Raw genomic sequence first — 25,506 nt, forward strand, 5'->3', positions numbered from 1 at the left:
CCGGATGCCGGTGCCGTGCACAACAAGAGGATTGAGCTACGTGACATCGATAGTGGAACGGCTGCGCGCCGCGGGCTGCGTCTTCGCGGAGGAGGAGGCCGGCCTGCTGGCGGCCGCCGCCACCGACGACGCCCACCTGGCGGGCATGGTGGCCCGCCGGGTGGACGGCGAACCCCTGGAGCACGTCGTCGGCTGGGCGGAGTTCTGCGGGCTGCGCGTGGAAGTGGGCGCGGGGGCCTTCGTGCCGCGCCGGCGTACGGAGTTCCTGGTGGAGGAGGCGGTGGAGCTGGCCCGGCCCGGCGCGGTCGTGCTGGACCTGTGCTGCGGGGTCGGTGCCCTCGGCGCGGCGGTGGCGGCCCGGGTCCCGGGCGGGGTCGAGCTGCACGTGGCCGACATCGATCCGGCGGCGCTGGCGTACGCGCGGCGGAACGTGGCCCCGTACGGGGGCTCCGTGTGGGAGGGCGACCTGTACGCGGCGCTCCCCGCGGAGCTGCGGGGGCGGGTGGACGTGCTGCTGGTCAACGCCCCGTACGTGCCAACGGGGGAGATCGGGCTGATGCCGCCCGAGGCCCGCGACCACGAGCCGCTCGTCTCCCTCGACGGGGGCCCGGACGGCCTGGACGTCCACCGCCGGGTCGCGGCGGAGGCGTCGCGGTGGCTCGCGCCGGGCGGACACCTGCTGATCGAGACGAGCGCCCGGCAGGCCCCGCTGACGGCGTCCGCGCTGACCGGGGGCGGCCTCGAGGTGCGGGCGGTCACCTCGGAGGAGCTGTACGCGACGGTCCTCATCGGCCGGGCGCCGGCCGTGGCTCCGGTGCCGTGACCGGGCCCGATGGGCCGTCGCCGGCGGAGCGGTTCGAGGAGCACCGAGGCCATCTGAGGGCGGTCTCCTACCGGATGCTCGGCTCGCTCGGCGAGGCCGACGACGCCGTCCAGGAAGCCTGGCTGCGGCTGGACCGGACCGGCGCGAGCGGGATCGAGAACCTCGGCGGCTGGCTGACGACGGTGGTCTCGCGCATCTGCCTCAACCTGCTGCGCTCGCGCGAGCAGCGGCGCGAGGACCCCGTGGAGCGGCTGGAGACCCGGGTTCCGGACCCCCTCCTCAGCCCCGAGCGGCGGATCGACCCCGAGCAGGAGGTGCTGCTGGCCGACTCGGTCGGGCTGGCACTGATGGTGGTGCTGGAGTCGCTGGCGCCCGCGGAGCGTCTGGCGTTCGTCCTGCACGACATGTTCGCGGTGCCGTTCGAAGAGATCGCCCCGCTGATCGGGAAGTCCGCCGCGGCGACGCGGCAGCTCGCCAGTCGTGCGCGCCGCAAGGTGCGGGGGCAGGCGCCGGCGCCCGACGCGGACCCCGCACGGCAGCGTGAGGCGGTGGACGCGTTCTTCGCCGCCGCGCGGGACGGGGAGTTCGAGGCGCTGGTCGCGGTGCTCGATCCGGACGTGGTGCTGCGCTCCGACGGCGGTGGGGGCGGGGCGCTCACCGCCGTGCTCAGGGGCGCGCGGACGGTGGCGGGCCAGGCGGTCACGTACGGCGCGCTCACCCCGTTCGTACGCCCCGCGCTGGTCAACGGCGCCGCGGGCGTCGTGGTCGTGCGCAAGGACCGGGCCGTGTCGGTGATGGCCTTCACCGTCGTCGGCGGCCGGATCGTCGCGATCGACGTACTGTCCGACCCGGAGCGGCTGGCGCGGCTGGACCTGACGGCCCTGGAGGGCTGAGACGGGGCCGCCGCCCCGCCCCGGTCTCATACGGCCAGGGCGAGGGCGGCGGCCATCGGAGCGGCGTAGACCACCGGGAAGACGACGTGGGCGTAGTCGCGGGCGCGCAGGGTGGTGATGACCGCGCCGGCGAAGTACAGCACCAGGCCGGTACCGGCGGCGATCCCGATGGCCGGCACGGCGAACCCGGCGAGGAGGCCGACGGCTCCGGCGACCTTGGCGGCGCCGAGCCGGTTCCACCAGCCGCGCGGAACCCCGTACTGGACGAGGGGGCCGACGGTGTACGCGGCGCGGGCGAGGAGCGAGACGCCGGAGTGACCGGCCATGAGGGCGGCGACCAGGGTGACGACGGTGGCGGTGGTGGACATCGGGAGCTCCTTCGGGACGGTCCTGTCTGCTTCTGCATCCCTCTGACCCGCCGCCCCGCCCGGATGTGACAGCCCGCCGGAACTATTTTCCGGAGGTTTCCCCGGCACGGGCCGGCACGGCCGTCCTGCCGAGGAGTTCGGCGACGCGGATGAACCCGTCGCCGCCGTGACCGTGGCCGATGGCCCGGCGGGCCAGGCCCTCGGTGGCGCGCATCAGTCCGGCGTCGATGCCGTGCGCCTCGGAGGTGTGGATGATGTGGGCCATGGACGAGGCCGCCGAGGTCAGCGGGTTGATCGCGCCGGAGTAGCCGCCGCCGTCCACGTCCGCGGCCAACTCCGCGAAGAGCGGCGGCAGGATCGCGCCGATGCCCTGGGCGAACGGGGCCAGTTCCCCGGCGCTGACGCCCTCGGCCTTCGCCACCGCCAGGGCGTGGGCGTAGCCGGCCATCGCCGTCCAGAAGATGTCCAGCAGGGCGATGTCGTACGCCGCCGCCCGGCCGATGTCCTCCCCGAGGTGGGTGTGGGTCCCGCCGAGGGCTTCCAGCACCGGCCGGTGCTCGCGGTAGAGGTCCTCGGGGCCGCTGTGGATGAACACCGCGTCCGGGGTGCCGATGGTGGTGGCCGGGGTCATGATCGCGCCGTCGAGGTAGCGGATGCCGTGCGCGGCCGCCCAGGCGCCGCTCTCGCGGGAGCGTTCCGGGGCGTCGGCGGTCAGGTTGACGACGGTGCGCCCCTTGAGCGCGGCGGTGACGTCGTGGGGCCGCAGGACGGCATCGGCGGCCTCGTAGTCGACCACGCAGACCACGGTCAGGGCGCTCGCGGCGACCGCTTCCGAGGCGGACCCGGCGGCGTTCGCACCCCGTGCGACGAGTTCCCGGTCACGGCCGGGGGTGCGGTTCCAGACGGTGGTGCGCAGACCGGCGTCCAGGAAGGCGCCCGCGAGGGCCCGGCCCATCGGGCCGAGGCCCAGTACGGTGACGGTGGGCTGGTGGGTGGACGAAGACATGGCTCAACTCCCGTGAAAACATGAGTGGTACGCGTAGAAGGGGAGGCAGGGGAATGACGCGCAGCCGCGCCCAGGATCCGGACGTCTGTGGAGTGACCGCCGCGATCGCCGTGATCGACGGCAAGTGGAAGACGGCCCTGCTGTGGCTGCTGGAGGACGGCCCCCAGCGTCCGGGTGAACTGCGGCGCCGGCTGCCGGGGCTCAGCGAGAAGGTGCTGACCCAGGCGCTCCGCGAGATGGAGACCGACGGGATCGTGCACCGCGAGGTGCACGACGTACTGCCGTTGAAGACCGAGTACTCCCTGACCGGATTCGGCCGGGAACTCGCCGGGGCGGTGGCGGCCCTGTCCGACTGGGGGCACCGGCGCCTGGAAAGGCTCGCCGCTGCCCGCGCGGCTTCCTGAACCCCTTCCTTCCCTGCCGCCCCACCAGCTTCGCGCGGCGGCCGCGGCTCGCCAAGTACCCACAAAAAGGTGGGTACCTGGCGGGTGCTCAGCCCAGGACGAGCGGCAGCCTGGCGCCCAGCTCCCCGAGGGCGGCCGCCTCGGCGGCGGTGGCGGAGCGCCGGCCGGTGCCGACGAGCAGGGCGTCCTCGTCGGAGAACGACGCCGGGAAGGGCGCCCCGGCGATCCGCTCCAGCAGCGCCCGCGACCCGGCGAGGCCCTCGGCGGGAGGGCGCGGCGCGTGCGGGAGGTGCGCGACCAGGTCGAGGTGGTGCAGCGTCCACTCCAGGACGTACGCGGCCAGGTAGTCGCCGGCGGTGAGCACCTGGTCGCGGGTGGAGACCCGGGCGCGGGGGTCGGCGAGGCCCGCGGCGCGCCCGGCGGCGGAACCGACGTCGTCCAGGTGGAAGGTGAGCAGCCACGGCTCCCCGTACGCGGCGGCCAGCCGCACGGTCAGCGCGTCGAGCGGGTCCTCCCCGTCCGGCACCGCGCCGACCTCCCAGTAGCTCGCCGCGTCCCGGGTGGGCTCCGCGTCGGCGGGGGTGACGAGGGTGATCAGGACGTCCTGGGCGTCGATGACGAGGTGGCACACGAGGTCCCGTACGAGCCAGCCCCGGCAGCCGGAGGGCCGCGCGAAGTCCTCGTCGGAGAGCCCGTCGACCGCGGCGCGCAGCGCGGCCCACGACTGGGAGAAGAGGTCCACGCCCGCAAGCTAGCACCGGCCGGGCGCCCCGGGGCAGTGGGCGGGGCGGCGGCCGGTTGGAGTGGGAGCTATTGCTAGCAAGCGCTTGCAATAGTTAGCAAGGTGCGGCAGGATCGGAGCATGGCATCGCTCAACGTCGGAAACCTCGGCGAATACCTCCGTGAGCAGCGGCGGCAGGCCCAGCTCTCGCTGCGGCAGCTCGCCGACGCGGCGGGGGTGTCGAATCCGTACCTGAGCCAGATCGAGCGCGGGCTGCGCAAGCCGAGCGCGGACATCCTCCAGCAGCTGGCCAAGGCGCTGAGGATCTCCGCGGAGACGCTGTACGTGCAGGCCGGGATCCTCGACGAGCGGGACCGGGACGAGGTGGAGACGCGGGCCGTCATCCTCTCCGACCCGTCGATCAACGAGCGGCAGAAGCAGGTGCTGCTCCAGATCTACGACGCGTTCCGCAAGGAGAACGCGCTGGAGGCCGAAGAGGCCCCCGGCGAGAGCGCCGGCGACGACGCCGCGATGCCCCCTACGAATTGACTGTGATCCGGGAGGACCCGCACATGGCCATCGCCGATGACCTGAAGAAGACCCTCACCGACCCCACCCCCCTCTACTTCGCCGCCGGTACGGCCGACCTCGCCGTCCAGCAGGCCAGGAAGGTGCCCGCGCTCATCGAGCAGCTGCGCGCCGAGGCCCCCGCCCGCATCGAGGCCGTGAAGAACACCGACCCGAAGGCCGTGCAGGAGGCCGTCACCGCCAAGGTCACCGAGGTGTTCGGCTCGATCGACCCGAAGAAGCTCGGCGAGACCGCCCAGGACCTGGCCCTGCGCGGCGTCGGCGTGGCCGCCGAGTACGCCGTCCGGGCGAAGGAGACCTACGACAAGGTCGCCGAGCACGGCGAGCAGGCCGTACGGGCCTGGCGCGGCGAGGTCGCCGACGAGATCGTGGACATCGCCGAGGCCGTGGAGCCCGAGCCCGCCCCCGCCCCGGCCCCCGCCCCGGCGGAGGCCGCTGCCGAGGGCGCCGAGGAGGAGAAGCCCGCGGCGAAGAAGCCCGCCGCGCGCCGCGGCACGGCCAAGAAGGCCGCCGCCGAGACCGTCGAAGAGGCCTGAACGAGCGGAATGCGGACCGGGCACCCGGCGGGTGCCCGGTTCGTTGCCGTGGGGGAAGACGGCTCCGGCGGTAGCGTGGAGTCACTGGTGCCGGATGTGAGAAGGCGGTCGGGACATGCTGATGCAGGGGTTCGATAACGGGGTGCTCCCGTTGCTCGGCTACGCCATGCTGGCGCTGGCCGTCGTGGCCTTCGTGATGGCGCTGCTGGCGCGCGAGGACGCGTACCGGGCCGCCGACAAGCAGACGAAGACCTTCTGGCTGGTGATCCTCGGGGTGACCGTCCTGGTGGACTTCTTCCTCGGCATGCTGTTCCTGCAGATCGCGGGCCTGGTGGCGAGCATCGTGTTCTTCGTCGACGTGCGCCCCGCCCTCAAGCAGGTCTCGGGCGGCGGCCCGCGCCGCGGAGGCAGCAGCAGCGACGGCCCGTACGGCCCGTACAACGGCGGCCGCTGACCGACCCCGTCCCGGCGCCGCGCGGCCGGTCGCGCCGGTCGCGGTACGCGCGGGCAGTGCGGTACGGCGCGGTACGTGCGGTGCTAGCCCGCCGCGCGGGAGAGCAGGACCACGGCGACGTCGTCGGTGAGCTCGCCGCCGTTGAGGCGGCGGGCCTCGGTGACGGACGCCTCCAGCAGAGCCTCGCCGCTCAGTCCGCGCTCGAGGTGCCGGTTGATCATGTCGACCATGCCGTCCTGCCCGAGGCGCTCGCGGCCGTCGCCGACGCGGCCCTCGATGAGGCCGTCGGTGTAGAGCATCAGGCTCCAGGTGCCGCCCAGGTCGACCTGGCGGCGGGGCCAGCGGGCCCGGGGGAGCAGCCCGAGCGCCGGGCCGCTGTTCTCGTACGGGAGCAGCCGCGCGGGCGCGCCGGGCCTGGATATCAGCGGGGCCGGATGCCCGGCCAGGCACAGGCCCGCCCGCCGGCCGTCCGGGGAGATGTCCACCGTGCACAGCGTCGCGAAGATCTCCTCGCAGGGCCGCTCCACCTCCAGGACCTCCTGGAGCGTGGCGAGCAGGTCGTCCCCGCACAGCCCGGCCAGGGTCAGCGCCCGCCAGGCGATGCGCAGCTCGACGCCGAGGGCCGCCTCGTCGGGGCCGTGGCCGCAGACGTCGCCGATCATGGCGTGGACGGTGCCGTCGGGGGTGCGGACGGTGTCGTAGAAGTCGCCGCCCAACAGGGCCCGGCTGCGGCCGGGGCGGTAGCGGGCGGCGAAGCGGAGGTCGGAGCCCTCCAGGAGGGGCGTGGGGAGCAGGCCGCGCTCGAGGCGGGCGTTCTCCTGGGCGCGCAGTTTCGATTCTGCGAGCTTGTACTGGGCGACGTCGGCCCGCTTTCTCTCCACGGCGTAGCGGATGGCGCGGCTCAGCAGCCGCCCGTCGAGCTCGTCGCGGTAGAGGAAGTCCTGCGCGCCGACGCGTACGGCCTCGGCGGCGCGGTCGGCGTCGGCCTCGCCGGTGAGGACGAGGACGGCGTGACCGGGGGCGATGCGGAGGACTTCGCGCAGGGCGCCGAGGCCGTCCTCGCCGGGGCCGGGCAGGGCCAGGTCGAGCAGTACGCAGTGCACGTCGGGGGTGAGCAGCCGCGCGGCCTCGGTGAGGTTGCGGGCGCTGCGGATCCGGATCCGGTGGCCGTCGGCGTCGAGGATCTCGGGGACGGTGAGACCGCCTGCGGGGTCGTCCTCGACCACCAGCAGCGTCAGTGACGGCTGGGGTGCGGGACCGCTGTCCGTGGCGGGGATGTCCCTCTGCCGCGGTACGGGTACGGGCATGGTCTCCGGTTCCTTGCCTCCCCCCGAGGGTGCGCTCATGCGGCTGACCCTAGCGGGCGGGCACGGGCGAGCGGAATGGGAGCGGGGGCGGGCCGGCGTCATATGCCCCTAACGCGGGGGAAAACCGTTCGGCCGGGATGACCAACGTCACGCGCCCGCCGCACCCCGTCCCGCTCCCCGGAACACCGCGCTCACGTTCCGCAGCCACCCCCGCACGCACGGCCCCGCCCACCGCCCGCCCCGCCCGCCCCCGCCACGCGCCGCCCGGCCTGGCCGGGGCCGCCCCGGGGGGTGGGGGTCCGTACGCATCGGCCCGCGCCCGCGCCCGTGACGGCCCACGCCCGGGGCGACGCGGGGTCCCGGGGCCCCCAGGGCCCCGGGTGACGTTCACCGCCCGGCCGGGGCCTACGCGTCGGGGCGGACCACCGCCTTGATCGGCATCGAGCCCGCGCCCGCCATGGTCACCGTGCGTCCCGGGCGCGGGGCGTGCACCATCGCGCCGTCACCGACGTACATGCCGACGTGGCTCGCGTCGTCGAAGTAGATGATCAGGTCCCCCGGTCGCATGTCCTTCAGCGCGACCTTGGGCAGCAGCCGCAGCTGCTCCTGCGAGGTGCGCGGGATCCCCCGCCCCGCCGCCAGCCAGGCCTGCGAGGTCAGGCCGGAGCAGTCGAAGGAGTCCGGTCCCGTCGCGCCCCAGACGTACGGCTTGCCCATCTGCGCGGTGGCCCACTGCACGGCCCGCTTGCCCGCGTCCGTGGCGGCGCCGTTGACGTCCCTCATCGCGCCCGAGGACAGCCATGCCGTCTGCGCCTTGTACTGCGCTTCCTGTTCCAGCTGGATCAGCCGGGCCTTCTCCTCGGCCTCCAGCCTGTTCTCCAGGGCCTCCGCCGTCTTGATCTTCTCCTCGATCTGCTTCTTGGCGGCTTCCTTCTTGGCCCGGTTGTCCTCCATCTTCTGCCAGAGCGCGCCCGCCTCCTTGGCGTACCGCTCCAAATCGGTCTGGGTGCGGTTCAGTTCGGACAGCAGGTCCGTGGTGGCCTTCTCGCCCTGCCGCAACCGGCCCGTCCCGTCGAGGAAGTCGGCCGGGCTGTCGCTCAACGCCAGCCGCGCGCCCGGCGGCAGTCCGCCCGAGCGGTACTGGGCGCGGGCGGCGGCGCCGGCGCGGTCCTTCAGGGAGGAGATCCGGTCCTGGCCGGCCACCACCAGGTTGGCGATCTGGACGATCCGCTCGGACTGCGCCCTGGTCTCGCTCTCCGCGAGGTTGTACGCGTCGGTCGCGCTGCCGGCCTGGCGGTACAGGTCCTCGATCTCCTTGCGGACCTGCTCCAGGGACTTGGCGCCCGGCTCGGGCGCGGGGGCCGCCGGCGCGGCCGGGGCCGACGGGGCCGAGGGCGCGCCCGGAGCCGCGTACGCGGTGGTGGCGAGGCCCGGGGCCGCCAGTATCGCCATGGCGCACAGCAGCGTGAGAGCGGACACTCCCTGCCGACGCGACGACGCTCGCTTCACGGTCCCCATGGCTCCCCCAGGCGCCCCGGGTCAGACCGATGTCACCGGCCGGCGGACCGCCGACTGCCGTTCGCCGGCGGCCGAAGGCCGAGGCCGACGGCCGACCCACCGGAGAACGGCACGAATCGGGCCGGATCGGCCCGGACCGGACCGGACATCAGATCTGACTATCCATCAGTAACTTGGCACTGTCTCCGGGATGGTGCCACGACTCGGTGGATTGCAACACCCTCCGGATGCCCTTCCGATCATGACCAGTCACCCCCCGACCGTCCCAGCCGACTCAACGGACCGCCTCCGACGCCGGTTCCCCACCGCGCCAGGTTCACCCCGCCGGGCGCAACGCCTCCCAGCGCACCGTCAGTTCCCCCTGCCGCCAGCGCCCCGGACCGTCCGCCAGCGGCCAGTCGGCGGCCAGCGCCCGCGCCGTCCGGATCCACCGCTGCCGCGCCCCGTACGAGGCGTACGGCGCGGCCGCCGCCCACGCCCGGTCGAAGTCGCGCAGGAACGCGTACACCGGCTCGCCCGGCACGTTCCGGTGGATCAGCGCCTTCGGCAGCCGCTCCGCCAGGTCCGACGGCCGTTCCAGCGAGCCCAGCCGCGTCGCGAAGGTCACCGTGCGCGGCCCCTCCGGTCCCAGCGCCACCCACACGTGCCGCCGGCCGATCTCGTCACAGGTCCCCTCCACCAGCAGCCCGCCCGGGGCCAGCCGGCCGCAGAGCCGCTGCCACACCTCCGCGACCCGCTCCTCGTCGTATTGGCGCAGGACGTTCGCCGCCCGGATCAGCGCCGGACGCTCCCCGCCCTCCAGCGGCACCTCGAAGCCCCCGTGCCGGAAGCTCAGCCCGTCCCGTTCGTACGGCTTCGCGCCCGCCACCCGCGCCGGCTCGATCTCGATGCCGACCACCCGCACCCCGGGAGCCGCCTCCCGCAGCCGCGCCAGCAGCTCCACCGCCGTCCACGGCGCGGCCCCGTACCCCAGGTCCACCGCCACCGGCGCGTCCGCCCGGCGCAGCGCGGCCCCGTGCGCGGCGGCGATCCAGCGGTCCATGCGGCGCAGCCGGTTCGGGTTCGTCGTCCCGCGCGTCACGGTGCCCTCGGGGCGCTTCGGGGACGGCGGAGTGCTGCGGGAGACCATGCGCCGAGCGTATGCGGAGGGTGCGGCCAAGATAAAAACCCGGCAAACGGACAGGAACTTCCGGGCTCCCGGAATGCGGCGGACCGCCGTCCGGGTTGCACTCCTTGCAGGGCGCCGACCGCGCTCCCGCAGCCATGCCGCCCCACCGGCGCTGCCGACCCGACCGCCGGAGCGGGTCGCAGAGGACCGTCCGCCGCCGTCCGAGCGAGAGGAACTGCTCCCTTGAGCCAGTACGTGTCCCGTCTCGGCGGCAGCATCAGCGGCCGCATCGCCGCCGCCCGCGGTGGCCGTCCCGACGCCCCGCGCCTGCGCCTGCCCGCCGTCGGCCACCACCGCAAACCCCGCCGCGTGGCCATGCTCAGCGTGCACACCTCACCGCTGCACCAGCCGGGCACGGGCGACGCCGGCGGCATGAACGTCTACATCGTCGAGCTCGCCAAGCGCCTCGCCGCGATCAACATAGAAGTCGAGGTGTTCACCCGCGCCACCACCGGCGGCCTGCCCCCCGTGGTCGAGCTCGCGCCCGGCGTCCTCGTGCGGCACGTGGACGCGGGCCCCTACGAGGGCCTCGCCAAGGAGGAGCTGCCCGCGCAGCTGTGCGCCTTCACCCACGGCGTCATGCAGGCCTGGGCCGGCCACCGGCCCGGCTACTACGACCTGGTCCACTCCCACTACTGGCTGTCCGGCCACGTCGGCTGGCTCGCCGCCGAACGCTGGGGCGTACCGCTGGTGCACGCCATGCACACCATGGCCAAGGTCAAGAACGCCGCCCTCGCCGAGGGCGACACCCCCGAGCCCGCGGCCCGCGTCATCGGCGAGACGCAGATCGTCGCCGCCGCCGACCGGCTCATCGCGAACACCGCCGAAGAGGCCGAGGAGCTCGTCCGGCACTACGACGCCGACCCGGGCAAGGTCGCCGTCGTCCACCCCGGCGTCAACCTCGACCGTTTCACCCCCGGCGACGGCCGCGCCGCCGCCCGCGCCCGCCTCGGCCTGCCGCAGGACGCCGTGATCCCGCTGTTCGCGGGCCGCATCCAGCCCCTGAAGGCCCCCGACGTCCTGCTGCGGGCCGTCGCCGAGCTGGTCGACCGCGACCCCGCGCTGCGCGGGCGCCTCTTCGTCCCCGTCGTCGGCGGCCCGAGCGGCAGCGGCCTCGCCAAGCCCGAGGGGCTCCAGAAGCTCGCCGCCAGGCTGGGCATCGCCGACCTCGTCCACTTCCACCCGCCCGTGGCCCAGGACCGGCTCGCCGACTGGTTCCGCGCGGCGTCCGTGCTGGTCATGCCGTCCTACAACGAGTCCTTCGGCCTCGTCGCCATCGAGGCCCAGGCCACCGGTACGCCGGTCCTCGCCGCCGAGGTCGGCGGACTGCCCGTCGCCGTCAACGACGGGGTGACGGGGATCCTCGTACCCGGACACGACCCGGTGGACTACGCGCGCGAGCTGCGGCGCTTCGTCGACGACCCCGGGCTCACCGACCGCATGGGCGCCGAGGCCGCGCGGCACGCGCAGTTCTTCGGCTGGGACACCGCCGCCGGCGGAACCGCAGACGTGTACACCGCGGCCATGCACGATCACCGCCGTCGCGTACGCTCCCACCATGGCTGACACCGCCGCGATCATCGAGTCCACGCTGGCCGGCGCCGGGCTGAGCTGGGAGAGCCCCGAGCCGGGCTCGTACGTCGTCCAGCTGCCGGGCACGCGCAAGCTGAGCACCACCTGCTCCCTGCGGATCGGCCGGCACTCGCTGTCGGTCAACGCCTTCGTCATCCGCCACCCCGACGAGAACGAGGCCGGGGTCCACCGCTGGCTGCTGGAGCGCAACCTCAAGCTGTACGGGATGGCGTACGCGGTCGACCCGCTCGGCGACGTCTACCTCACGGCCCGGCTCCCGCTGTCGGTGATCACCCCGGACGACCTCGACCGCCTCCTGGGCACCGTCCTGGAGGCGGCGGACGGCGCCTTCAACACCCTCCTGGAACTGGGCTTCGCGAGCGCGATCCGGCGCGAGTACGAATGGCGCGTCTCGCGCGGCGAGTCGACCCGCAACCTGGACGCCTTCAAGCACCTGACCCAGCCGTCCCCGTCCTGACACCTCGCCGCGTGCGCGGTGCGGGCACGGGTGCCGGCGCGGCGGCGCCAGAGCCCGCCGAGGGCTCCGGGCACAGCCCGGCGCGGCCCCAGGGCGGAGAGGGGCCGGCCCCGCACACCGGGCCGGCCCGTCCCCCGGCGGTTATGCCTCCGAGGCGACCGCCACCGGGTCGGCGGGCTTCGCCACCGCGGGTGCCGCCGGCGCGGCGGGGCCAGAGCCTGCGGTCTCGGCCATCACCCCGGCGGTATCCGGGGCCGCTCCCGCAGCGGGCTTCGCCGGCGCGGCGGCGGCAGGGCCCACGCCGGCGCCCCCGCCCGCGGCCGCGACTCCGCCCTCCTTGGAGAGTCCCCGCATCAGGAGCCAGTACCCGGCCGCCGCCAGCGTGCCCAGTACGCCCGTGGCCGCCCACAGCCACCCCGCCCCGTACCGGTCGATCACGAAGCCGGCCATCAGCGGAGCCACCAGCGCCGCCACCGCCCACGACATCGTGTACATCCCCTGGTAGCGGCCCCGCCCGTGCACCGGCGACAGCCGCACCACCAGCCCCATCTGCGTCGGCGAGTTCACGATCTCCGCCAGCGTCCACACGCACACCGTCAGCGCGTACGCCCACAACGCCCCCGCGAAGGCCGTCATCGCGAACCCGTACCCCGCCAGCAGCGCCGAGGCCACCAGCAGCCGGCGCGGGTCGCGGTGCTCGATCCACCGCGTCACCGGGATCTGGAGGATCACGATCAGCAGCCCGTTCACCGCGATGACCAGCCCGTAGTCCCCGGGCGAGAAGCCCGCCCGGCCCATCGCCACCGGCAACGCCACCGAACCCTGCGTGAAGATCAGCGATATCACGAACGACAGCCCGACCACCGCCATGAACCGGCCGTCCCGCAGTACGGTCCCCAGCCCGATCTCCGGCTCCGCGTCCGCCGCCGCGCCGACGTCCGCGTCCTTCACCGGGCGCGACTCCGGGAGCTTCGCGAACACCAGCACCGCGCACAGCAGCGTCAGCGCCGCCTCGCCCAGGAAGCCGGCCAGGTAGCTGTACTCCGCCACCACGCCCGCCACCACCGAGCTGATCCCGAAGCCCAGGTTGATCGCCCAGTAGTTCAGCGCGAAGGCGCGTACCCGGTCCCGCTCCGGGACGATGTCCGCCATCATCGCGGAGACCGCGGGCCGCGAGGCGTTCGCGGCCATCCCGACCAGCCCCGCCACCGCCGCGATCGCCGCCGGGTGTTCCATGAACCCGAGCAGCGCCACCGACAGCCCCGTCGACACGTTCGCCGCCAGCATCGTCGGCCGCCGCCCCAGCCGGTCGGTCATGACGCCCGCCACCAGCGAGGACATGACCCCGCCCAGCCCGTGCAGGGCGACCACGAGCCCCGCGAACGAGGCCGAGTAGCCCCGGTCCAGGGTCAGGTACAAGGTCATGAACGTGGCGACGAAGGCCCCGAGCCGGTTCACCAGCGTGCTGGCCCACAGCCACCAGAACGCGGGCGGCAGGCCCGAGACGCTCTCCCGGGCGGCCCGGCCCCAACGGGCGGCAGCTGACATGTGGATTCCCCCGATGATGTAAGTGCCACTGGAACCCCCGGCACATTACGAGCGGGGTCCCCCGGCGTCCACTGAATTGACGCCGCCAGTCAATCGGAGGCCGCCTCCGGAGCCCCCGGGACCGCGCGCGGGCGCCCCACGGCGTCCACTAGGCTCGTACGCATGGCCGACGCACCGTACAAGCTGATCCTCCTCCGCCACGGCGAGAGCGAATGGAACGCGAAGAACCTGTTCACCGGCTGGGTGGACGTCAACCTCAACGAAAAGGGCGAGAAGGAGGCGGTCCGCGGCGGTGAGCTGCTCAAGGACGCCGGCCTGCTCCCCGATGTCGTGCACACCTCCCTCCAGAAGCGCGCGATCCGCACCGCGCAGCTGGCCCTGGAGGCCGCCGACCGCCACTGGATCCCCGTCCACCGCTCCTGGCGCCTGAACGAGCGCCACTACGGCGCCCTCCAGGGCAAGGACAAGGCCCAGACGCTCGCCGAGTTCGGCGAGGAGCAGTTCATGCTGTGGCGCCGCTCCTACGACACCCCGCCGCCGGCCCTCGAGGACGGCACGGAGTTCTCCCAGTCCGACGACCCGCGCTACGCCTCGATCCCGCCGGAGCTGCGCCCGCGCACCGAGTGCCTCAAGGACGTCGTCGTCCGCATGCTGCCGTACTGGTACGACTCGATCGTCCCGGACCTCCTCGACGGCCGCACCGTCCTGGTCGCCGCCCACGGCAACAGCCTGCGCGCGCTGGTCAAGCACCTGGACGGCATCTCCGACGCCGACATCGCGGGCCTGAACATCCCCACCGGCATCCCGCTCTCCTACGAGCTGGACGCCGACTTCAAGCCCGTCACCCCGGGCGGCACCTACCTCGACCCGGCCGCCGCGGCCGCCGCCATCGAGGCCGTCAAGAACCAGGGCAAGAAGTAACCCCGAAGCACGAAACAACCCCCCACCTGCCGTCTCCCGGCGAGTGGGGGGCTTCTCGTTGGGCTGGGGCCGTCTGTGGGCCGTCAGGCGCGCCGGGCCTGCCGACGGATGCGGATCTGCGCTGCGACCAGGACGGCCACGGGCAGGGCGGCGGCCGGGGGGACGTCGGTCCACGCGGGCAGGGCTGCTGCGCCCGCGCTGATGGCTAGGAACGGTAGTTCGCGTAGCGAGATGTCGATGGTCAAACCTGGGCGTGGCACCATGGAGCCCTCTCCTGATGTGCTGGTGTGTGTCGGCAATTGCGATGGTCGTGCAGCGCAAACGGAGCGAGAGCCGCCCCTGCCAGGGCGGCTCTCTTTTGCTGTGGTGACTTTACCGAGGGGTCTATCGGTGTCACAAACTCCCAGGTGGTGCGCGGTTAGACCTGTTAGGCATGTTGCGCAAACCGCTATTTCCGTCTAGAAGTTTCTAGAGGTTACTGGCAGTTCCTAGTAGGAGCGACGCCCCTGTTGAGGGGCCGTGGCCTACTGTGACATTTCTACTGTGTAGGTAGCGGTTCGCTCCTGAGTGGAGTTGCTAGCTAGCTCGCTAGCGGTGTGGCCGAAGCTTATATAGCTCGCGGACGGCCGCTTCTGGGTTTTCGACTTACCGGATACGGAAAGTCGGAAACCGATCCGCTAGGGCGTGCGTTCGTAGATCTGTGCTACCGCATTACGGGTCCGATCCCGACTGCTGGGCATCAGATGCGCATACACACGCAACGTCAGACCGGGGTCTGAGTGACCCAGGTATTCGGCCAGTGCCTTGATGTTTTCACCAGCATCCAGCAACACCGATGCGTAGAAGTGCCGGAGGGCATGCATGCCGTGCTCGTGAGCGGAGGCGTAGATCTCTTCCCCTCCTCCCGCTCTTCGATGACGCCCGCGGCTGCAAGGGCAGGCTTCCACTGGTCGGTGTTGAACATGCCCCGCCACACATGGCCGCCCAGCGGTGCGGTGAAGACGAGCCGCTTCGTCACCAGGGGTCCGCCGGCCACGCCCCAGGGCAGAGTGATGGAGACGGGCGGGCACCGCTTGATGTGGGTCCGCAGCGCATCAGCCACCGGGCCCGGCAGCGGGACGTCTCGGAGCTTGCCGCCCGCCGAGCAGGCCCGCGAGGTCGACCGGAGTGAAGTAGCGCTCAGGGAGAAGATGGGGCACGGTCACCACTCCTCTTGGACGTCGATCTGTGTCAGGGCTTCGCGGGCGGTCTGGCGGTTGAGCTGAATGTCGCGCGCGATGGTGGCGGCGAGGACGGCTTCGCCGGTGCTGTGGCCGTGGCCGGCGTACTGCCAGGAGGCCAGGACGAGCACCGTGTCCGGCTCGACGCCGTCGAGGCCGTGGGCTTGGTGTTCCTGGGCTGCGCGGTAGTCGGCGCGGGTCTGGCGGAGGGCGCCGAGGAGTGGTCGAGTACCGCCTCGACTTCGTGGAGAAGTGGCCCCCGAAGCCGAGCATGTGGGCCCAGGCCGCGAGCCGACGGTCCGGGTACAGCGGGTCCAGGTCGAGGGAGGCTTCGACCAAGCGGTCGGTGTGCGCCGGGACGTCGAGGAGGACGAGTGCCTCGCGGTTGCCGATCCGGCGGTCGAGGGTGCCGGTGTCCTCGGCGGCCTTGGTCGCGTACTTGGCGACGTACGAGGCCACGGCCTGTTCGGTGATGTCGGAGCCGTCACCGAAGACCTTGACGGTGCGGATGTCGAGCTGGGTGCCCCACCTGAAAGTGCGGGTCGGCTGGTCGCCCGCCGCCGGGACGGTGACCGAGGTGTAGGCATGCCCCACTGCGGCTCGGATCGAGCGGTCGAGGAGTTTGGTGCTGGCCCAGGAGGGCGGTGGGCTGGCGGGCCCGTCGGGTCCGTCGAGGCGGATCACGGCGTGGAAGCGGACGGCCCCGCGCTTCTGGAACTCGGCGACCTTGCTGTAGGAGATCCGGGCCACCTCCTTCAGCTCCCGCTGGGTCAGCCCGGCGTGGGCGGCGATCTCGCGGCGGAGCCGGGTGGTGAAGCGCTGCCAGAGCTGACCGGCGTGGTTGCTGAAGAGGACGGCGGCGGCGTAGTCGTACGTGGTCGGGTCGAGGGCGGTGCCCAGTTCGGCGGCGTCCTCCTGGTGGTGTGTGCCCTACTTCATCAAGGGCGATTCCGCCGCCAAGCCGGCGTCGCGCGCCCGTCACCCCGGGCCTGCGCTCCTGTCTCCGACCTGCTCTGGCCCGGCCGCCCGCCGCGCGCCACTGTGGCGCAGGGCTCGCTGGGGTGAACCGAGCCGATCCGTCGGCTGCCGGTCAGAACGAATGCCTCCGGAGGGGGCGCTCCGGCTCCGGGATGGTCGGGGCCGGTTTCTGCGTCTGCCGGCCGGTTCGTGGTTCGGGTGGGGAGCGACGGCCGATTCGCCACTTAGCTCCCCTGCGGCGAACAACCGGTCCATACTGATGCGACAGCAGACGATCTAGGGGGGACATGCCGAAGCAGCTTGCGCTCAAGGAGGAATCGGTGGGGCTTCAGGAAGAGATCGAGCAGCGCTCTCGGGAGATCCATACTGATCGATACAGTATGGCAATCAACGAAGCGCTTTCCATGTATGAAAATTCAGACCTGGAGATCCACCCAGAGTTCCAGCGGATTTTCCGATGGAGCATTCAACAGCAATCCCGTCTCATCGAGAGTGTCTTCCTCGGGATCCCTATCCCGCCAATCTTCGTGGCTGCACGAAAAGACGGGGTCTGGGACGTCGTGGATGGGGTTCAACGCCTCTCGACGCTCTTCCGCTTCATGGGGACCCTGCGAAATCCGGATGGAGAGATCGACAAACCGGAGCCGCTGATCGCAGGGGATTACCTGAAGAGCCTTGAAGGAGTCGTCTGGAACGACTCGCTCGTAGCTGCGTCACAGGTCGACCTCACCAGCCTGTCGGAGGCGCAGCAGCGTTTTTTTAAGCGCGCGCGACTAGATTTTCAGATCGTCGAGCACACTAGCGACGAACAGGCTAAATTTGACCTATTTCAGCGACTGAATAGCGGGGCGCACCTCTCGGAACAGGAGGCTCGAAACTGTCTCGCTGTAATGCTGGATCCCAGTTTCTTCCGGTGGCTCCAGCAGCTTGCCCTTCATTCAGACTTCTCGCAAACTGTTAGTATCAGTGAACGACAGGAGGAAGAAGCGTACGGAGTAGAGCTAGCTCTCCGATACCTTTCGATCGTCACTGCAGAACGTTCAGACCTGTCCGGGCTTTCTGACGTGAGTGAGTTCCTGACGTCCCGGATGCGCGGTTTCATCGAATCGTCAGATTTTGACCGCGATTTCGAGCGCAATCGTTTCATTGACATTTTCTCCTGGCTTAACGAGGCCCTGGGTGAGTCTTCATTCAAGCGCTGGGATCTGGCAAAGAACAAGTTCAGTGGCCGCTTCACCGTCTCCGCCTTCGAAGCGGTAACAGCTGGCCTAGGTCTCAACTACGGGCAGTGGAAGTTGCTCGAGAGCGGACCGCGCTCAGCCCTACTCCAACAGCGAGTTCGAGCAGTTTGGAACGACGAGACTTTCCAGAAGCGCACGGGCGCCGGAAAATCTGCTGACCTCAGGATCCCGTACATGTTTGAGGTAGGTCAGAAGGTATTCTCGTTGGGGGAGTAATGCGCACACTGAGCGAACTGCAAGACTCCCTCGACGAGGATCTGGCTTGGCGTCGCAGCGAACTGCATAGTTTCCTGGGAAATATTCGAAGGGTGCAAGCCGAAAGTACGGCTCAGCGGTCGCTGTGTAGAGCTGGAGTCCCTCTTCTGTATGCACATTGGGAGGGATACGCCAAACACTGCCTGTCAATCTACCTCCACTACGTAGGGCGCCGCCGCCTGACGTATGGTGAGCTGCATCCAGCATTTGTTGCCCTGGGGCACGAGGCGGCCTTGGAGTCCCAGGAAGGAATGTCCGCGACCAAGAAAATGGTGCGCAGGGTCCAGGCACTTCTATCGGAAGATGGCGAGCGCGCGAAGATACCTTGGCGGAAGGGTGTCGACACTCAATCCAACCTCAATAGCACGCGATGCTTCGATCTCTTCGAATCCCTAGGCCTCGACGCTTCGCCGATCGCAACCAAGGCAAGGCTGATCGATTACGAACTGTTGCGTGTGCGGAATGAAATTGCGCACGGGCAATATTTGAGCATTGGTGCCGCCTCATATGAAGAACTTCATCAGGAAGTTCTAGGAATTATGGACTTCGTTCGCAACACGGTAAGTGCGGCTGCCGAAAATCAATCTTACCGGCGAATTTGACCACCAGTCATAGGTGTGCACACGGCTATTCGTGGATCGATGAAGCTCGATGAGGCGCGCTCGCGCCCATGACCTGGGGAAATGAGCGAGACGCACGGGCCTTCGGAGTCGTGTGCGCAACACGGCAGGGCGGCCCTGTGGAGTGGCTCGGCTAGTGGAGCGCTGGCGGGCGGCGAAATTCTTCGGGGTCGCTGAGGGGGGAGAGGCGGTGGCCGCAGTTCTGGGCTACTCGGACGGCGGCGCGGAGGCACAACGGTGAGGGCCCCGTCCGGGTCGGACGGGGCCCTCGCGGCTGGGTGGCCGGGTCAGCCGCCGCACTGGCACGGGGCGCCGGACTGGCAGCCGCAGCCGCAGCCCGAGCCGCAGCCGCAGGCCGCGAGCAGCGGGAGGCGCAGCGGCTCCGGACGGGGCGGCTGCTCCTGTTCCGGGGTGATGGGGACAGGGCTTTCGGGCATGGTGCCTCCTCGCAGGCGGCGTACGGGAAGTCGTGGTGCCTTCGCCTCATTCATGCCCAGCCGTACGGGCGCGTCAACGGCGCATTGGGGCGTGCCGCGCGCCAGGGGTCAGACGCCCTCGGCCGGCGTCGGCTGCTGGAGCTCGTCCGCGTGCTCGCCCGTCACCAGGTACACCACGCGCTTCGCCACCGACACGGCGTGGTCCGCGAACCGCTCGTAGTAGCGGCCCAGCAGGGTCACGTCGACGGCCGTCTCGATGCCGTGCTTCCAGCGGTCGTCCATCAGGTGCTGGAACAGCGTGCGGTGGAGCTGGTCCATCTCGTCGTCGTCCTGCTCCAGCTGGAGGGCGAGGTCCACGTCCTTGGTGATGATGACCTCGGCCGCCTTCGCCATCAGGCGCTGCGCCAGCTGCCCCATCTCCAGGATCGTCGCGTGCAGGTCGCGGGGGACCGCCCGCTCCGGGAACCGCAGCCGCGCCAGCTTCGCCACGTGCTGCGCCAGGTCGCCGGAACGCTCGAGGTCGGCGCTCATCCGCAGCGAGGTCACGACGATCCGCAGGTCGGTGGCGACCGGCTGCTGCCGGGCCAGCAGCGCGATGGCGCGCGCCTCAAGGTCGTGCTGGAGGTCGTCCACCTTCTGGTCGGCGGCGATGACGCTCTCCGCGAGCTTCAGGTCGGCGTCCAGCATGGAGGTCGTGGCCCGCCCGATCGCGGAACCGACGAGCCGGGCCATCTCGACCAGGCTTTCTCCGATCGAGTCCAGTTCCTCGTGGTACGCGTCGCGCATGGTGTCCCTCTCTTGCTTGCCTGCTTGCCTGCTCGCCACTCTCGTGGGGACCGTTCGGCCCCACGCTGACACGTTCGGACGCGAACGCGTCCGTCTCCGGCACCGCAAGTGAATCAGCCCCGTCGTCAGGGTGAACTCTGGGCGACGACTGTTCGAGGTGCCACCCGAACGGCTGTGGAAGTGTCCCCGGGCCTGCTTAACCTGGATCCATGGACGTGAACGCGGCGGTCGCCGCAGCTGCGGCGACCGCCGGTCTCTGTACCGGTGTCATCGCCATGCTGGCGTTCCGCTGGAGCGAGCGCGACCAGGCCCGCCCCACCCGGAGTTCCATGCGCCCCGACATCAACGCGGTGCTCCCGCCGGGAGTGGACACGGTCCTGTCGGTGCTCCGCTCCTCCGCCGTCGTCCTCGACGAGGGCGACGCGGTGGTCAAGGCCAGCTCGGCCGCGTACGCGCTCGGGCTGGTCCGCGGCGGCAAGCTGGCCGTGGAGCCCATGCTCCACATGGCCCGCGACACCCGCCGGGACGGCGAGATACGCCAGATCGAGCTCGACCTGCCCCGGCGCGGCACCGGCCGCGGTGAAGCCCTCGCGGTCTCGGCCCGGGTCGCCCCGCTGGGCTCCCGGCTGGTGCTGCTGCTGGTCGAGGACCTCACCGAGGCCCGCCGCATCGAAGCGGTGCGCCGCGACTTCGTCGCGAACGTCTCGCACGAGCTGAAGACCCCGGTCGGCGCGATCTCCCTGCTCTCCGAGGCGGTCATGGACGCCGCCGACGACCCGGAGGCGGTCAGCCGCTTCGCGGGCCGCATGCAGATCGAGGCCACCCGCCTGATCAACCTCGTGCAGGAGCTCATCGACCTCTCCCGGGTGCAGAACGACGACCCGCTGGAGGACGCCGAGCCCGTGCGGGTGGACACGCTGGTGGCGGAGGCCATCGACCGGTGCCGCCACACGGCCACCTCGAAGCAGATCACCATGGCCGCCGGAGGCACCTCCGACCTGCGCGTCTGGGGCAACCGCGGCCAGCTGGCCGCGGCCCTGGGCAACCTGGTGGAGAACGCCGTCAACTACAGTCCCGCCCGCACCCGCGTCGGCATCGCGGCGCGCAGGGTGACGGCGCCGGGCGGAGACTTGATCGAGATAGCCGTGACCGACCAGGGCATCGGCATCCCGGAGAAGGACCGCGAGCGCATCTTCGAGCGCTTCTACCGCGTCGACCCGGCCCGCTCCCGCGCCACGGGAGGAACCGGACTGGGCCTCGCGATCGTGAAGCACGTGGCGGCCTCGCACGGCGGAGAGGTGTCGGTATGGAGCTCCGAGGGCCAGGGCTCCACGTTCACCCTGCGGCTCCCCGAGGCGGCCGCGCCGGCCCCGGCGGCCGCCTCGGGGCCCGCCACACCCCTGCTTGACCCAGAACCAGTCATCCCTGCCCCGGAGGTCCTTCCGTGACCCGAGTGCTCGTCGTCGAGGATGAGGAATCCTTCAGCGACGCCCTGTCCTACATGCTGCGCAAGGAGGGTTTCGAGGTCGCCATCGCCGCGACGGGGCCCGACGGGCTCGACGAGTTCGAGCGCAACGGCGCCGACCTCGTCCTCCTCGACCTGATGCTGCCCGGCCTGCCGGGCACGGAGGTCTGCCGGCAGCTGCGCGGGCGCTCCAACGTCCCCGTGATCATGGTGACCGCCAAGGACAGCGAGATCGACAAGGTCGTGGGTCTGGAGATAGGAGCCGACGACTACGTCACCAAGCCCTTCTCCTCCCGGGAGCTGGTCGCCCGCATCCGCGCGGTCCTGCGCCGCCGGGGCGAGCCGGAGGAGGTGACGCCGGCGGCCCTGGAGGCGGGTCCCGTACGGATGGACGTGGACCGGCACGTGGTCACCGTCGCCGGGGCCAAGGTCGACCTCCCGCTGAAGGAGTTCGACCTGCTGGAGATGCTCCTGCGCAACGCGGGCCGCGTCCTGACGCGCATGCAGCTGATCGACCGGGTCTGGGGCGCGGACTACGTCGGGGACACCAAGACCCTGGACGTCCACGTCAAGCGGCTCCGCGCCAAGATCGAGCCGGACCCGGGCGCGCCGCGCTACCTGGTCACGGTCCGCGGCCTGGGCTACAAGTTCGAGCCGTAGGCCGCCCGGCGGACCGGGAGGTCCGTGACACGGGGGAGCGCACGGGGAAGGCCCCGGCCGCATCGCGGCCGGGGCCTTCCCCGTGTCACGGCGCCGCTCGGGCGCTCAGTGCCCGGCGCTGCGCGACGGCGAGGCGGACGCGGAGCCCGACGGCGTGGCACCGGCGGCCGGGGAGCCGGAGGCGGCCGGGGCGCCCGACGCGGCGGGGGAGCCCGACGCGCCCGGGGAGGCCGGGGCCGAGGGGGAGCCGGACGGGACGGGGCCCGGCGCGGCGGCGGGGGCCTCGGTCGGTCCGTAGCCGGCGTACATGCCGGTGGCCGGGACGACGAACGCGCCCAGCTCCACGTCGCCCGCGGTGCTCAGCTGGAAGACGACGTCCTGCACGTTGCCGTTCTGGACGGCCTCGCGGCCGCCCTCGATGACGGCGGAGGCGTTGCCCTTGCCGCCCAGCACCACGGAGCCGCCGGCGGGCACGGTGATCTTGCCGGAGCCCTCGGCCGGCTTCAGGACCACCTTGGACTTGCCACCCTTGAGGGTGATCCCGTCCAGGGTCTGGGCCTTGCCGCCGGAGTTGAAGAGGGTCGCCGAGACGGCGGCCGGCCCCTTCTTGTCCTTCTCGCCCTTGGTGATCACCAGGGCGTTCTGGATCCTGATGTCGCCCTTGGTGACGGCGGCGTTGTCCGGCTTGATCTGGAGAGTCTGCGCGTCATTGCCCGCGCCGCACGCGGCGAGCGAGGCAAGGGAGAACACGACGGCGGTAGCGGCGAGAGCGCCGCGTCGAAGGCTGCGGCTCACGGCGGCGGCAACTCCTTGGACGTACGGACGGGACGGGTGGAGGCTCGGAGCGGCCGAGGTAAAGCCGCCCTAAGGGTGTGTCAGCGCGCTTAGGTTACCGAGCCGCCGCCCCGCCCCCGCACCCGACCCTCCGCAGCGCGCGCGCCGTGCCGCACCCGCCCCGTGATCTCGCATTCCGCTATCCGGTCCCGGCCCCCCGTGTGATCAATTCCGGGATTCCTTCGAACACGGCTCCGTGATCAATTCCAGATTGGGCCGGAACCCACCGCGTACGGGTGGCCGCCAGTCGAACGGAGTACGTCGGTTTCCGGTCCGGGAAACCGGCAAAACGGGACGTACGTCACACTCGTCGTCGTGTCCGCCAGGTGTAGCGTGGTCGTTTCGCCCGGTCCGCACAGCGCCTCCGACCTGCGAATACCCCCTTCCGGAAGCCTTCCGCAGCACGTTCGTGTCGCTGTTGTCAAGCCCCGAGATGTGCCCTGACCTGCGAAAACGCCATTCATAACAGTCAGTTCTCGTGTTACCCTGGATAGCCACGGAAGGGGTACCTGTCACATGACGTTCAAGGTTGGCGACACCGTGGTCTATCCCCATCACGGGGCCGCGCTGATCGAGGCCATCGAAACTCGCCAGATCAAAGGCGTGGACAAGACCTACTTGGTGCTCAAGGTCGCCCAGGGCGACCTGACGGTTCGTGTGCCTGCGGACAATGCGGAGTTCGTCGGCGTTCGCGACGTAGTCGGCCAGGACGGGCTGGACCGGGTCTTCGAGGTGCTCCGCGCACCGTACGCAGAAGAGCCCACGAACTGGTCCCGTCGTTACAAGGCGAATCTGGAGAAGCTCGCTTCTGGCGATGTCATCAAGGTCGCCGAGGTAGTGCGCGACCTGTGGCGTCGTGAGCGTGAGCGCGGTCTGTCCGCCGGTGAGAAGCGCATGCTCGCCAAGGCGCGGCAGATCCTGGTGAGCGAGCTCGCGCTCGCCGAGAACACCAACGAGGACAAGGCCGAGGCCCTCCTCGACGAGGTTCTTGCGTCCTGACGCTCGAACCGGCCACAGTGTGCCGCGGTGCCCGATGACCCGCCCTCTCTTACGAGAGGGCTGTTGCCGGGCGCTGCGGCATGTCCGCATCCAGCACCGCACACCGGCGCCGTCCCGCGGCGTCGGCCGCACACCGGCGCCACCACGCGCCGCGGTGCACCCCCTCGCCTCCACCCACACCCGTGTGGGTCACTCGCCACGCCCGGCCGCCGCCCGCGCCGGCTCCCGCTCCACACCCCGCGCTCTTCCCGCCGTACCCTGCGGGTGCACACCCGCACGGTCCCGTACCGGCGCGCCGGGTCCGGGCAGCCGGCTCGACCGGTCGTCACGGAAGGGGCGAGGGCGTCGCACCCGGCACTCCCGCCGACCAGCGCCGGGGGCATGCCCAAGGCCATACCCATGTCGGCCGAAGTCACAAACCTGGCTCGGAGCTACTGATGTCTGACGAATCCCGTCCCCACCGCACCGCCGCGGTGATCCCGGCCGCGGGCCGCGGGGTACGCCTCGGGCCCGGCGCCCCCAAGGCCCTGCGGGCCCTCGGCGGGACCCCGATGCTGATCCACGCCGTCCGCGCCATGGCCCGCTCCCGCGCGGTCGCCCTGGTCGTGGTCGTCGCCCCGCCCGACGGGGCCGCCGAGGTGCGCCACCTCCTGGACGAGCACGCCCTGCCCGACCGCACCGAGGTCCTGGTCGTGCCCGGCGGCGACACCCGCCAGGAGTCCGTGCGGGCCGGCCTGGCCGCCCTCCCGGCCGACATCACCTCCGTACTGATCCACGACGCGGCCCGCCCCCTGGTCCCCGTCGACACCGTGGACTCCGTCGTCGAGGCCGTCCGCGGCGGAGCCCCCGCCGTGGTGCCGGCCCTGCCCCTGGCCGACACCGTCAAGGAGGTCGACCCCCGGGGGCCCGGCGAGCCCGAGCCGGTCGTCGCCACGCCCGAGCGGGCCCGGCTGCGCGCCGTGCAGACCCCGCAGGGCTTCGACCTCGCCACGCTGCTGCGCGCGCACGAGGCCATCGCCGTCAGCGGCGAGGGCGCCACCGACGACGCCGGCATGGTGGAGCGCACCGGGGTCACCGTCGTGACCGTCCCCGGCCACGAAGAGGCCTTCAAGGTCACCCGCCCGCTCGACCTGGTCCTCGCCGAGGCCGTACTCGCCCGCAGGAGGGCCACCGATGTCTACTGACCTGCCCCTGATCCCCCTCGTCGGCATCGGCACCGACGTGCACGCCTTCGAGGCCGGCCGTGAGCTGTGGTGCGCCGGACTGCTGTGGGAGGGCGAGGACGGCCTCGCCGGCCACTCCGACGGAGACGTCGCCGCCCACGCCGCCTGCGACGCCCTCTTCTCCGCCGCCGGTGCCGGCGACCTCGGCGCGCACTTCGGGACCTCCCGCCCCGAGTGGTCCGGCGCCGCCGGGGTCACCCTCCTGGCGGAAGCCGCCCGGATCGTGCGGGCCGAGGGCTTCGAGATCGGCAACATCGCGATCCAGGTGATCGGCGTGCGCCCGAAGATCGGCAAACGGCGCGAGGAAGCGCAGAAGGCGCTCGCGGCGGCGGCGGGCGCCCCCGTCTCCGTCTCCGGCACCACCACCGACGGACTCGGCCTCACCGGCCGCGCCGAAGGGCTGGCCGCCATCGCCACCGCCCTCGTCTACCGGACGGACCGGGGCTGAGCGCGGCGCGGGGCCGCCCCGCGGGCGTCGCCGAC

At 71.6% G+C, this 25,506-nt stretch carries 26 protein-coding genes and 2 pseudogenes; 16 read left to right on the forward strand and 12 right to left on the reverse strand.

All coding sequences use genetic code 11. From position 1 onward, the window contains the following. Positions 1-4: 4 nt before the first annotated feature. Positions 5-823 carry a putative protein N(5)-glutamine methyltransferase gene (locus tag ACZ514_RS26830; RefSeq protein ID WP_469125864.1) on the forward strand — a complete coding sequence of 273 codons (819 nt, stop codon included), beginning with the start codon at positions 5-7 and terminating at the stop codon, positions 821-823. Next, the gene (locus tag ACZ514_RS26835) at positions 820-1,716 is read left to right on the forward strand and encodes a sigma-70 family RNA polymerase sigma factor (RefSeq protein WP_469125865.1); all 897 of its coding nucleotides are present in this window, start codon (positions 820-822) and stop codon (positions 1,714-1,716) included. The genes ACZ514_RS26830 and ACZ514_RS26835 overlap by 4 nt, the downstream gene beginning before the upstream one ends. A 26-nt stretch (positions 1,717-1,742) precedes the next feature. On the opposite strand, the gene ACZ514_RS26840 is transcribed toward ACZ514_RS26835, so the two are convergent. Both ACZ514_RS26840 and ACZ514_RS26845 read right to left on the reverse strand, forming a co-directional pair. Next, positions 1,743-2,084 (reverse strand): DoxX family protein, encoded by a 342-nt coding sequence (locus ACZ514_RS26840; RefSeq protein ID WP_468174158.1) that lies wholly within the window; start codon positions 2,082-2,084, stop codon positions 1,743-1,745. 82 nt (positions 2,085-2,166) lie between these two features. Further along, positions 2,167-3,090: an NAD(P)-dependent oxidoreductase gene (locus tag ACZ514_RS26845; protein ID WP_469125866.1), complete on the reverse strand. Its 924-nt coding sequence runs from the start codon at positions 3,088-3,090 to the stop codon at positions 2,167-2,169. A 53-nt stretch (positions 3,091-3,143) separates the two neighbouring features. On the opposite strand from ACZ514_RS26845, the gene ACZ514_RS26850 reads away from it, so the two are divergent. Continuing rightward, positions 3,144-3,494: a winged helix-turn-helix transcriptional regulator gene (locus tag ACZ514_RS26850; RefSeq protein ID WP_468701645.1), complete on the forward strand. Its 351-nt coding sequence runs from the start codon at positions 3,144-3,146 to the stop codon at positions 3,492-3,494. An 88-nt stretch (positions 3,495-3,582) separates the two neighbouring features. Here ACZ514_RS26850 and ACZ514_RS26855 read toward each other — a convergent pair whose 3' ends face one another. Beyond that, complete coding sequence (locus ACZ514_RS26855; RefSeq protein WP_469125867.1) at positions 3,583-4,236, reverse strand: maleylpyruvate isomerase N-terminal domain-containing protein; 654 nt, start codon at positions 4,234-4,236, stop codon at positions 3,583-3,585. Positions 4,237-4,356: 120 nt separating this feature from the next. Here ACZ514_RS26855 and ACZ514_RS26860 point away from each other — a divergent pair, with 120 nt between their 5' ends. The 3 genes from ACZ514_RS26860 to ACZ514_RS26870 all read left to right on the forward strand — a co-directional run bounded on the left by ACZ514_RS26860 (position 4,357) and on the right by ACZ514_RS26870 (position 5,793). Further along, complete coding sequence (locus ACZ514_RS26860) at positions 4,357-4,764, forward strand: helix-turn-helix domain-containing protein (RefSeq protein ID WP_468174150.1); 408 nt, start codon at positions 4,357-4,359, stop codon at positions 4,762-4,764. 23 nt (positions 4,765-4,787) lie between these two features. After that, positions 4,788-5,339 (forward strand): hypothetical protein, encoded by a 552-nt coding sequence (locus tag ACZ514_RS26865; RefSeq protein WP_468701641.1) that lies wholly within the window; start codon positions 4,788-4,790, stop codon positions 5,337-5,339. Between the two features lie 115 nt (positions 5,340-5,454). Continuing rightward, positions 5,455-5,793, forward strand: coding sequence for a DUF2516 family protein (locus ACZ514_RS26870; RefSeq protein WP_468174146.1), 339 nt, complete (start codon positions 5,455-5,457; stop codon positions 5,791-5,793). Between the two features lie 83 nt (positions 5,794-5,876). Here ACZ514_RS26870 and ACZ514_RS26875 read toward each other — a convergent pair whose 3' ends face one another. The 3 genes from ACZ514_RS26875 to ACZ514_RS26885 all read right to left on the reverse strand — a co-directional run bounded on the left by ACZ514_RS26875 (position 5,877) and on the right by ACZ514_RS26885 (position 9,747). Then, positions 5,877-7,139: a PP2C family protein-serine/threonine phosphatase gene (locus tag ACZ514_RS26875; protein ID WP_468174144.1), complete on the reverse strand. Its 1,263-nt coding sequence runs from the start codon at positions 7,137-7,139 to the stop codon at positions 5,877-5,879. A 366-nt stretch (positions 7,140-7,505) separates the two neighbouring features. Continuing rightward, positions 7,506-8,618 (reverse strand): C40 family peptidase, encoded by a 1,113-nt coding sequence (locus ACZ514_RS26880; RefSeq protein WP_468701637.1) that lies wholly within the window; start codon positions 8,616-8,618, stop codon positions 7,506-7,508. 316 nt (positions 8,619-8,934) lie between these two features. Further along, a complete protein-coding gene (locus ACZ514_RS26885; protein ID WP_468174140.1) occupies positions 8,935-9,747 on the reverse strand; it encodes a class I SAM-dependent methyltransferase in 813 nt (270 codons plus the stop codon). Between the two features lie 222 nt (positions 9,748-9,969). Between ACZ514_RS26885 and mshA the strand changes: the two genes are divergently transcribed. Both mshA and ACZ514_RS26895 read left to right on the forward strand, forming a co-directional pair. Next, positions 9,970-11,352, forward strand: coding sequence for a D-inositol-3-phosphate glycosyltransferase (mshA, locus tag ACZ514_RS26890; RefSeq protein ID WP_468174138.1), 1,383 nt, complete (start codon positions 9,970-9,972; stop codon positions 11,350-11,352). Then, positions 11,345-11,836, forward strand: coding sequence for a type III secretion system chaperone family protein (locus ACZ514_RS26895; protein ID WP_467895649.1), 492 nt, complete (start codon positions 11,345-11,347; stop codon positions 11,834-11,836). The genes mshA and ACZ514_RS26895 overlap by 8 nt, the downstream gene beginning before the upstream one ends. Positions 11,837-11,977: 141 nt before the next feature. Here ACZ514_RS26895 and ACZ514_RS26900 read toward each other — a convergent pair whose 3' ends face one another. Beyond that, positions 11,978-13,384 (reverse strand): MDR family MFS transporter, encoded by a 1,407-nt coding sequence (locus ACZ514_RS26900; RefSeq protein WP_469125868.1) that lies wholly within the window; start codon positions 13,382-13,384, stop codon positions 11,978-11,980. 162 nt (positions 13,385-13,546) lie between these two features. Between ACZ514_RS26900 and ACZ514_RS26905 the strand changes: the two genes are divergently transcribed. Continuing rightward, positions 13,547-14,305, forward strand: a complete 759-nt coding sequence (locus tag ACZ514_RS26905) for a phosphoglyceromutase (protein ID WP_468701629.1) — start codon at positions 13,547-13,549, stop codon at positions 14,303-14,305. 677 nt (positions 14,306-14,982) lie between these two features. Here the strand turns inward: ACZ514_RS26905 and ACZ514_RS26910 are convergent. Next, positions 14,983-15,443: pseudogene (locus tag ACZ514_RS26910) on the reverse strand (tyrosine-type recombinase/integrase); the annotation flags it as partial. 63 nt (positions 15,444-15,506) lie between these two features. Continuing rightward, positions 15,507-16,455 (reverse strand): annotated as a pseudogene (locus ACZ514_RS26915) (replication initiator); the annotation flags it as partial. Positions 16,456-16,790: 335 nt separating this feature from the next. On the opposite strand from ACZ514_RS26915, the gene ACZ514_RS26920 reads away from it, so the two are divergent. Beyond that, positions 16,791-17,960, forward strand: coding sequence for a GmrSD restriction endonuclease domain-containing protein (locus ACZ514_RS26920; RefSeq protein WP_469125869.1), 1,170 nt, complete (start codon positions 16,791-16,793; stop codon positions 17,958-17,960). Next, positions 17,960-18,601 carry an MAE_28990/MAE_18760 family HEPN-like nuclease gene (locus ACZ514_RS26925; RefSeq protein WP_469125870.1) on the forward strand — a complete coding sequence of 214 codons (642 nt, stop codon included), beginning with the start codon at positions 17,960-17,962 and terminating at the stop codon, positions 18,599-18,601. Before ACZ514_RS26920 ends, ACZ514_RS26925 begins: the two co-directional genes overlap by 1 nt. A 305-nt stretch (positions 18,602-18,906) precedes the next feature. Here the strand turns inward: ACZ514_RS26925 and ACZ514_RS26930 are convergent, their stop codons facing one another. Continuing rightward, on the reverse strand, positions 18,907-19,056 hold the full coding sequence (locus tag ACZ514_RS26930) for a hypothetical protein (RefSeq protein ID WP_351889844.1): 150 nt from the start codon (positions 19,054-19,056) through the stop codon (positions 18,907-18,909). A gap of 108 nt (positions 19,057-19,164) precedes the next feature. Next, positions 19,165-19,842, reverse strand: coding sequence for a phosphate signaling complex protein PhoU (phoU, locus tag ACZ514_RS26935; RefSeq protein WP_468174110.1), 678 nt, complete (start codon positions 19,840-19,842; stop codon positions 19,165-19,167). 209 nt (positions 19,843-20,051) lie between these two features. Between phoU and phoR the strand changes: the two genes are divergently transcribed. Together phoR and phoP are read left to right on the forward strand one after the other, a co-directional pair. Continuing rightward, on the forward strand, positions 20,052-21,290 hold the full coding sequence (gene phoR, locus ACZ514_RS26940) for a two-component system sensor histidine kinase PhoR (RefSeq protein ID WP_468174108.1): 1,239 nt from the start codon (positions 20,052-20,054) through the stop codon (positions 21,288-21,290). A 5-nt stretch (positions 21,291-21,295) separates the two neighbouring features. Next, complete coding sequence (gene phoP, locus ACZ514_RS26945; protein WP_466527820.1) at positions 21,296-21,967, forward strand: two-component system response regulator PhoP; 672 nt, start codon at positions 21,296-21,298, stop codon at positions 21,965-21,967. 105 nt (positions 21,968-22,072) lie between these two features. Here phoP and ACZ514_RS26950 read toward each other — a convergent pair whose 3' ends face one another. After that, a complete protein-coding gene (locus ACZ514_RS26950; RefSeq protein ID WP_469125871.1) occupies positions 22,073-22,762 on the reverse strand; it encodes a DUF461 domain-containing protein in 690 nt (229 codons plus the stop codon). A 555-nt stretch (positions 22,763-23,317) separates the two neighbouring features. Between ACZ514_RS26950 and ACZ514_RS26955 the strand changes: the two genes are divergently transcribed. The 3 genes from ACZ514_RS26955 (at position 23,318) to ispF (ending at position 25,471) form a co-directional block, all read left to right on the forward strand. After that, positions 23,318-23,800 (forward strand): CarD family transcriptional regulator, encoded by a 483-nt coding sequence (locus ACZ514_RS26955; RefSeq protein ID WP_003953493.1) that lies wholly within the window; start codon positions 23,318-23,320, stop codon positions 23,798-23,800. A 437-nt stretch (positions 23,801-24,237) separates the two neighbouring features. Continuing rightward, positions 24,238-24,984: a 2-C-methyl-D-erythritol 4-phosphate cytidylyltransferase gene (gene ispD / locus ACZ514_RS26960; RefSeq protein ID WP_468174104.1), complete on the forward strand. Its 747-nt coding sequence runs from the start codon at positions 24,238-24,240 to the stop codon at positions 24,982-24,984. Next, positions 24,974-25,471: a 2-C-methyl-D-erythritol 2,4-cyclodiphosphate synthase gene (ispF, locus tag ACZ514_RS26965; protein WP_388942445.1), complete on the forward strand. Its 498-nt coding sequence runs from the start codon at positions 24,974-24,976 to the stop codon at positions 25,469-25,471. Before ispD ends, ispF begins: the two co-directional genes overlap by 11 nt. Positions 25,472-25,506 lie beyond the last annotated feature (35 nt).

The sequence above is a fragment of the Streptomyces sp. NPDC034086 genome, assembly GCF_055575515.1.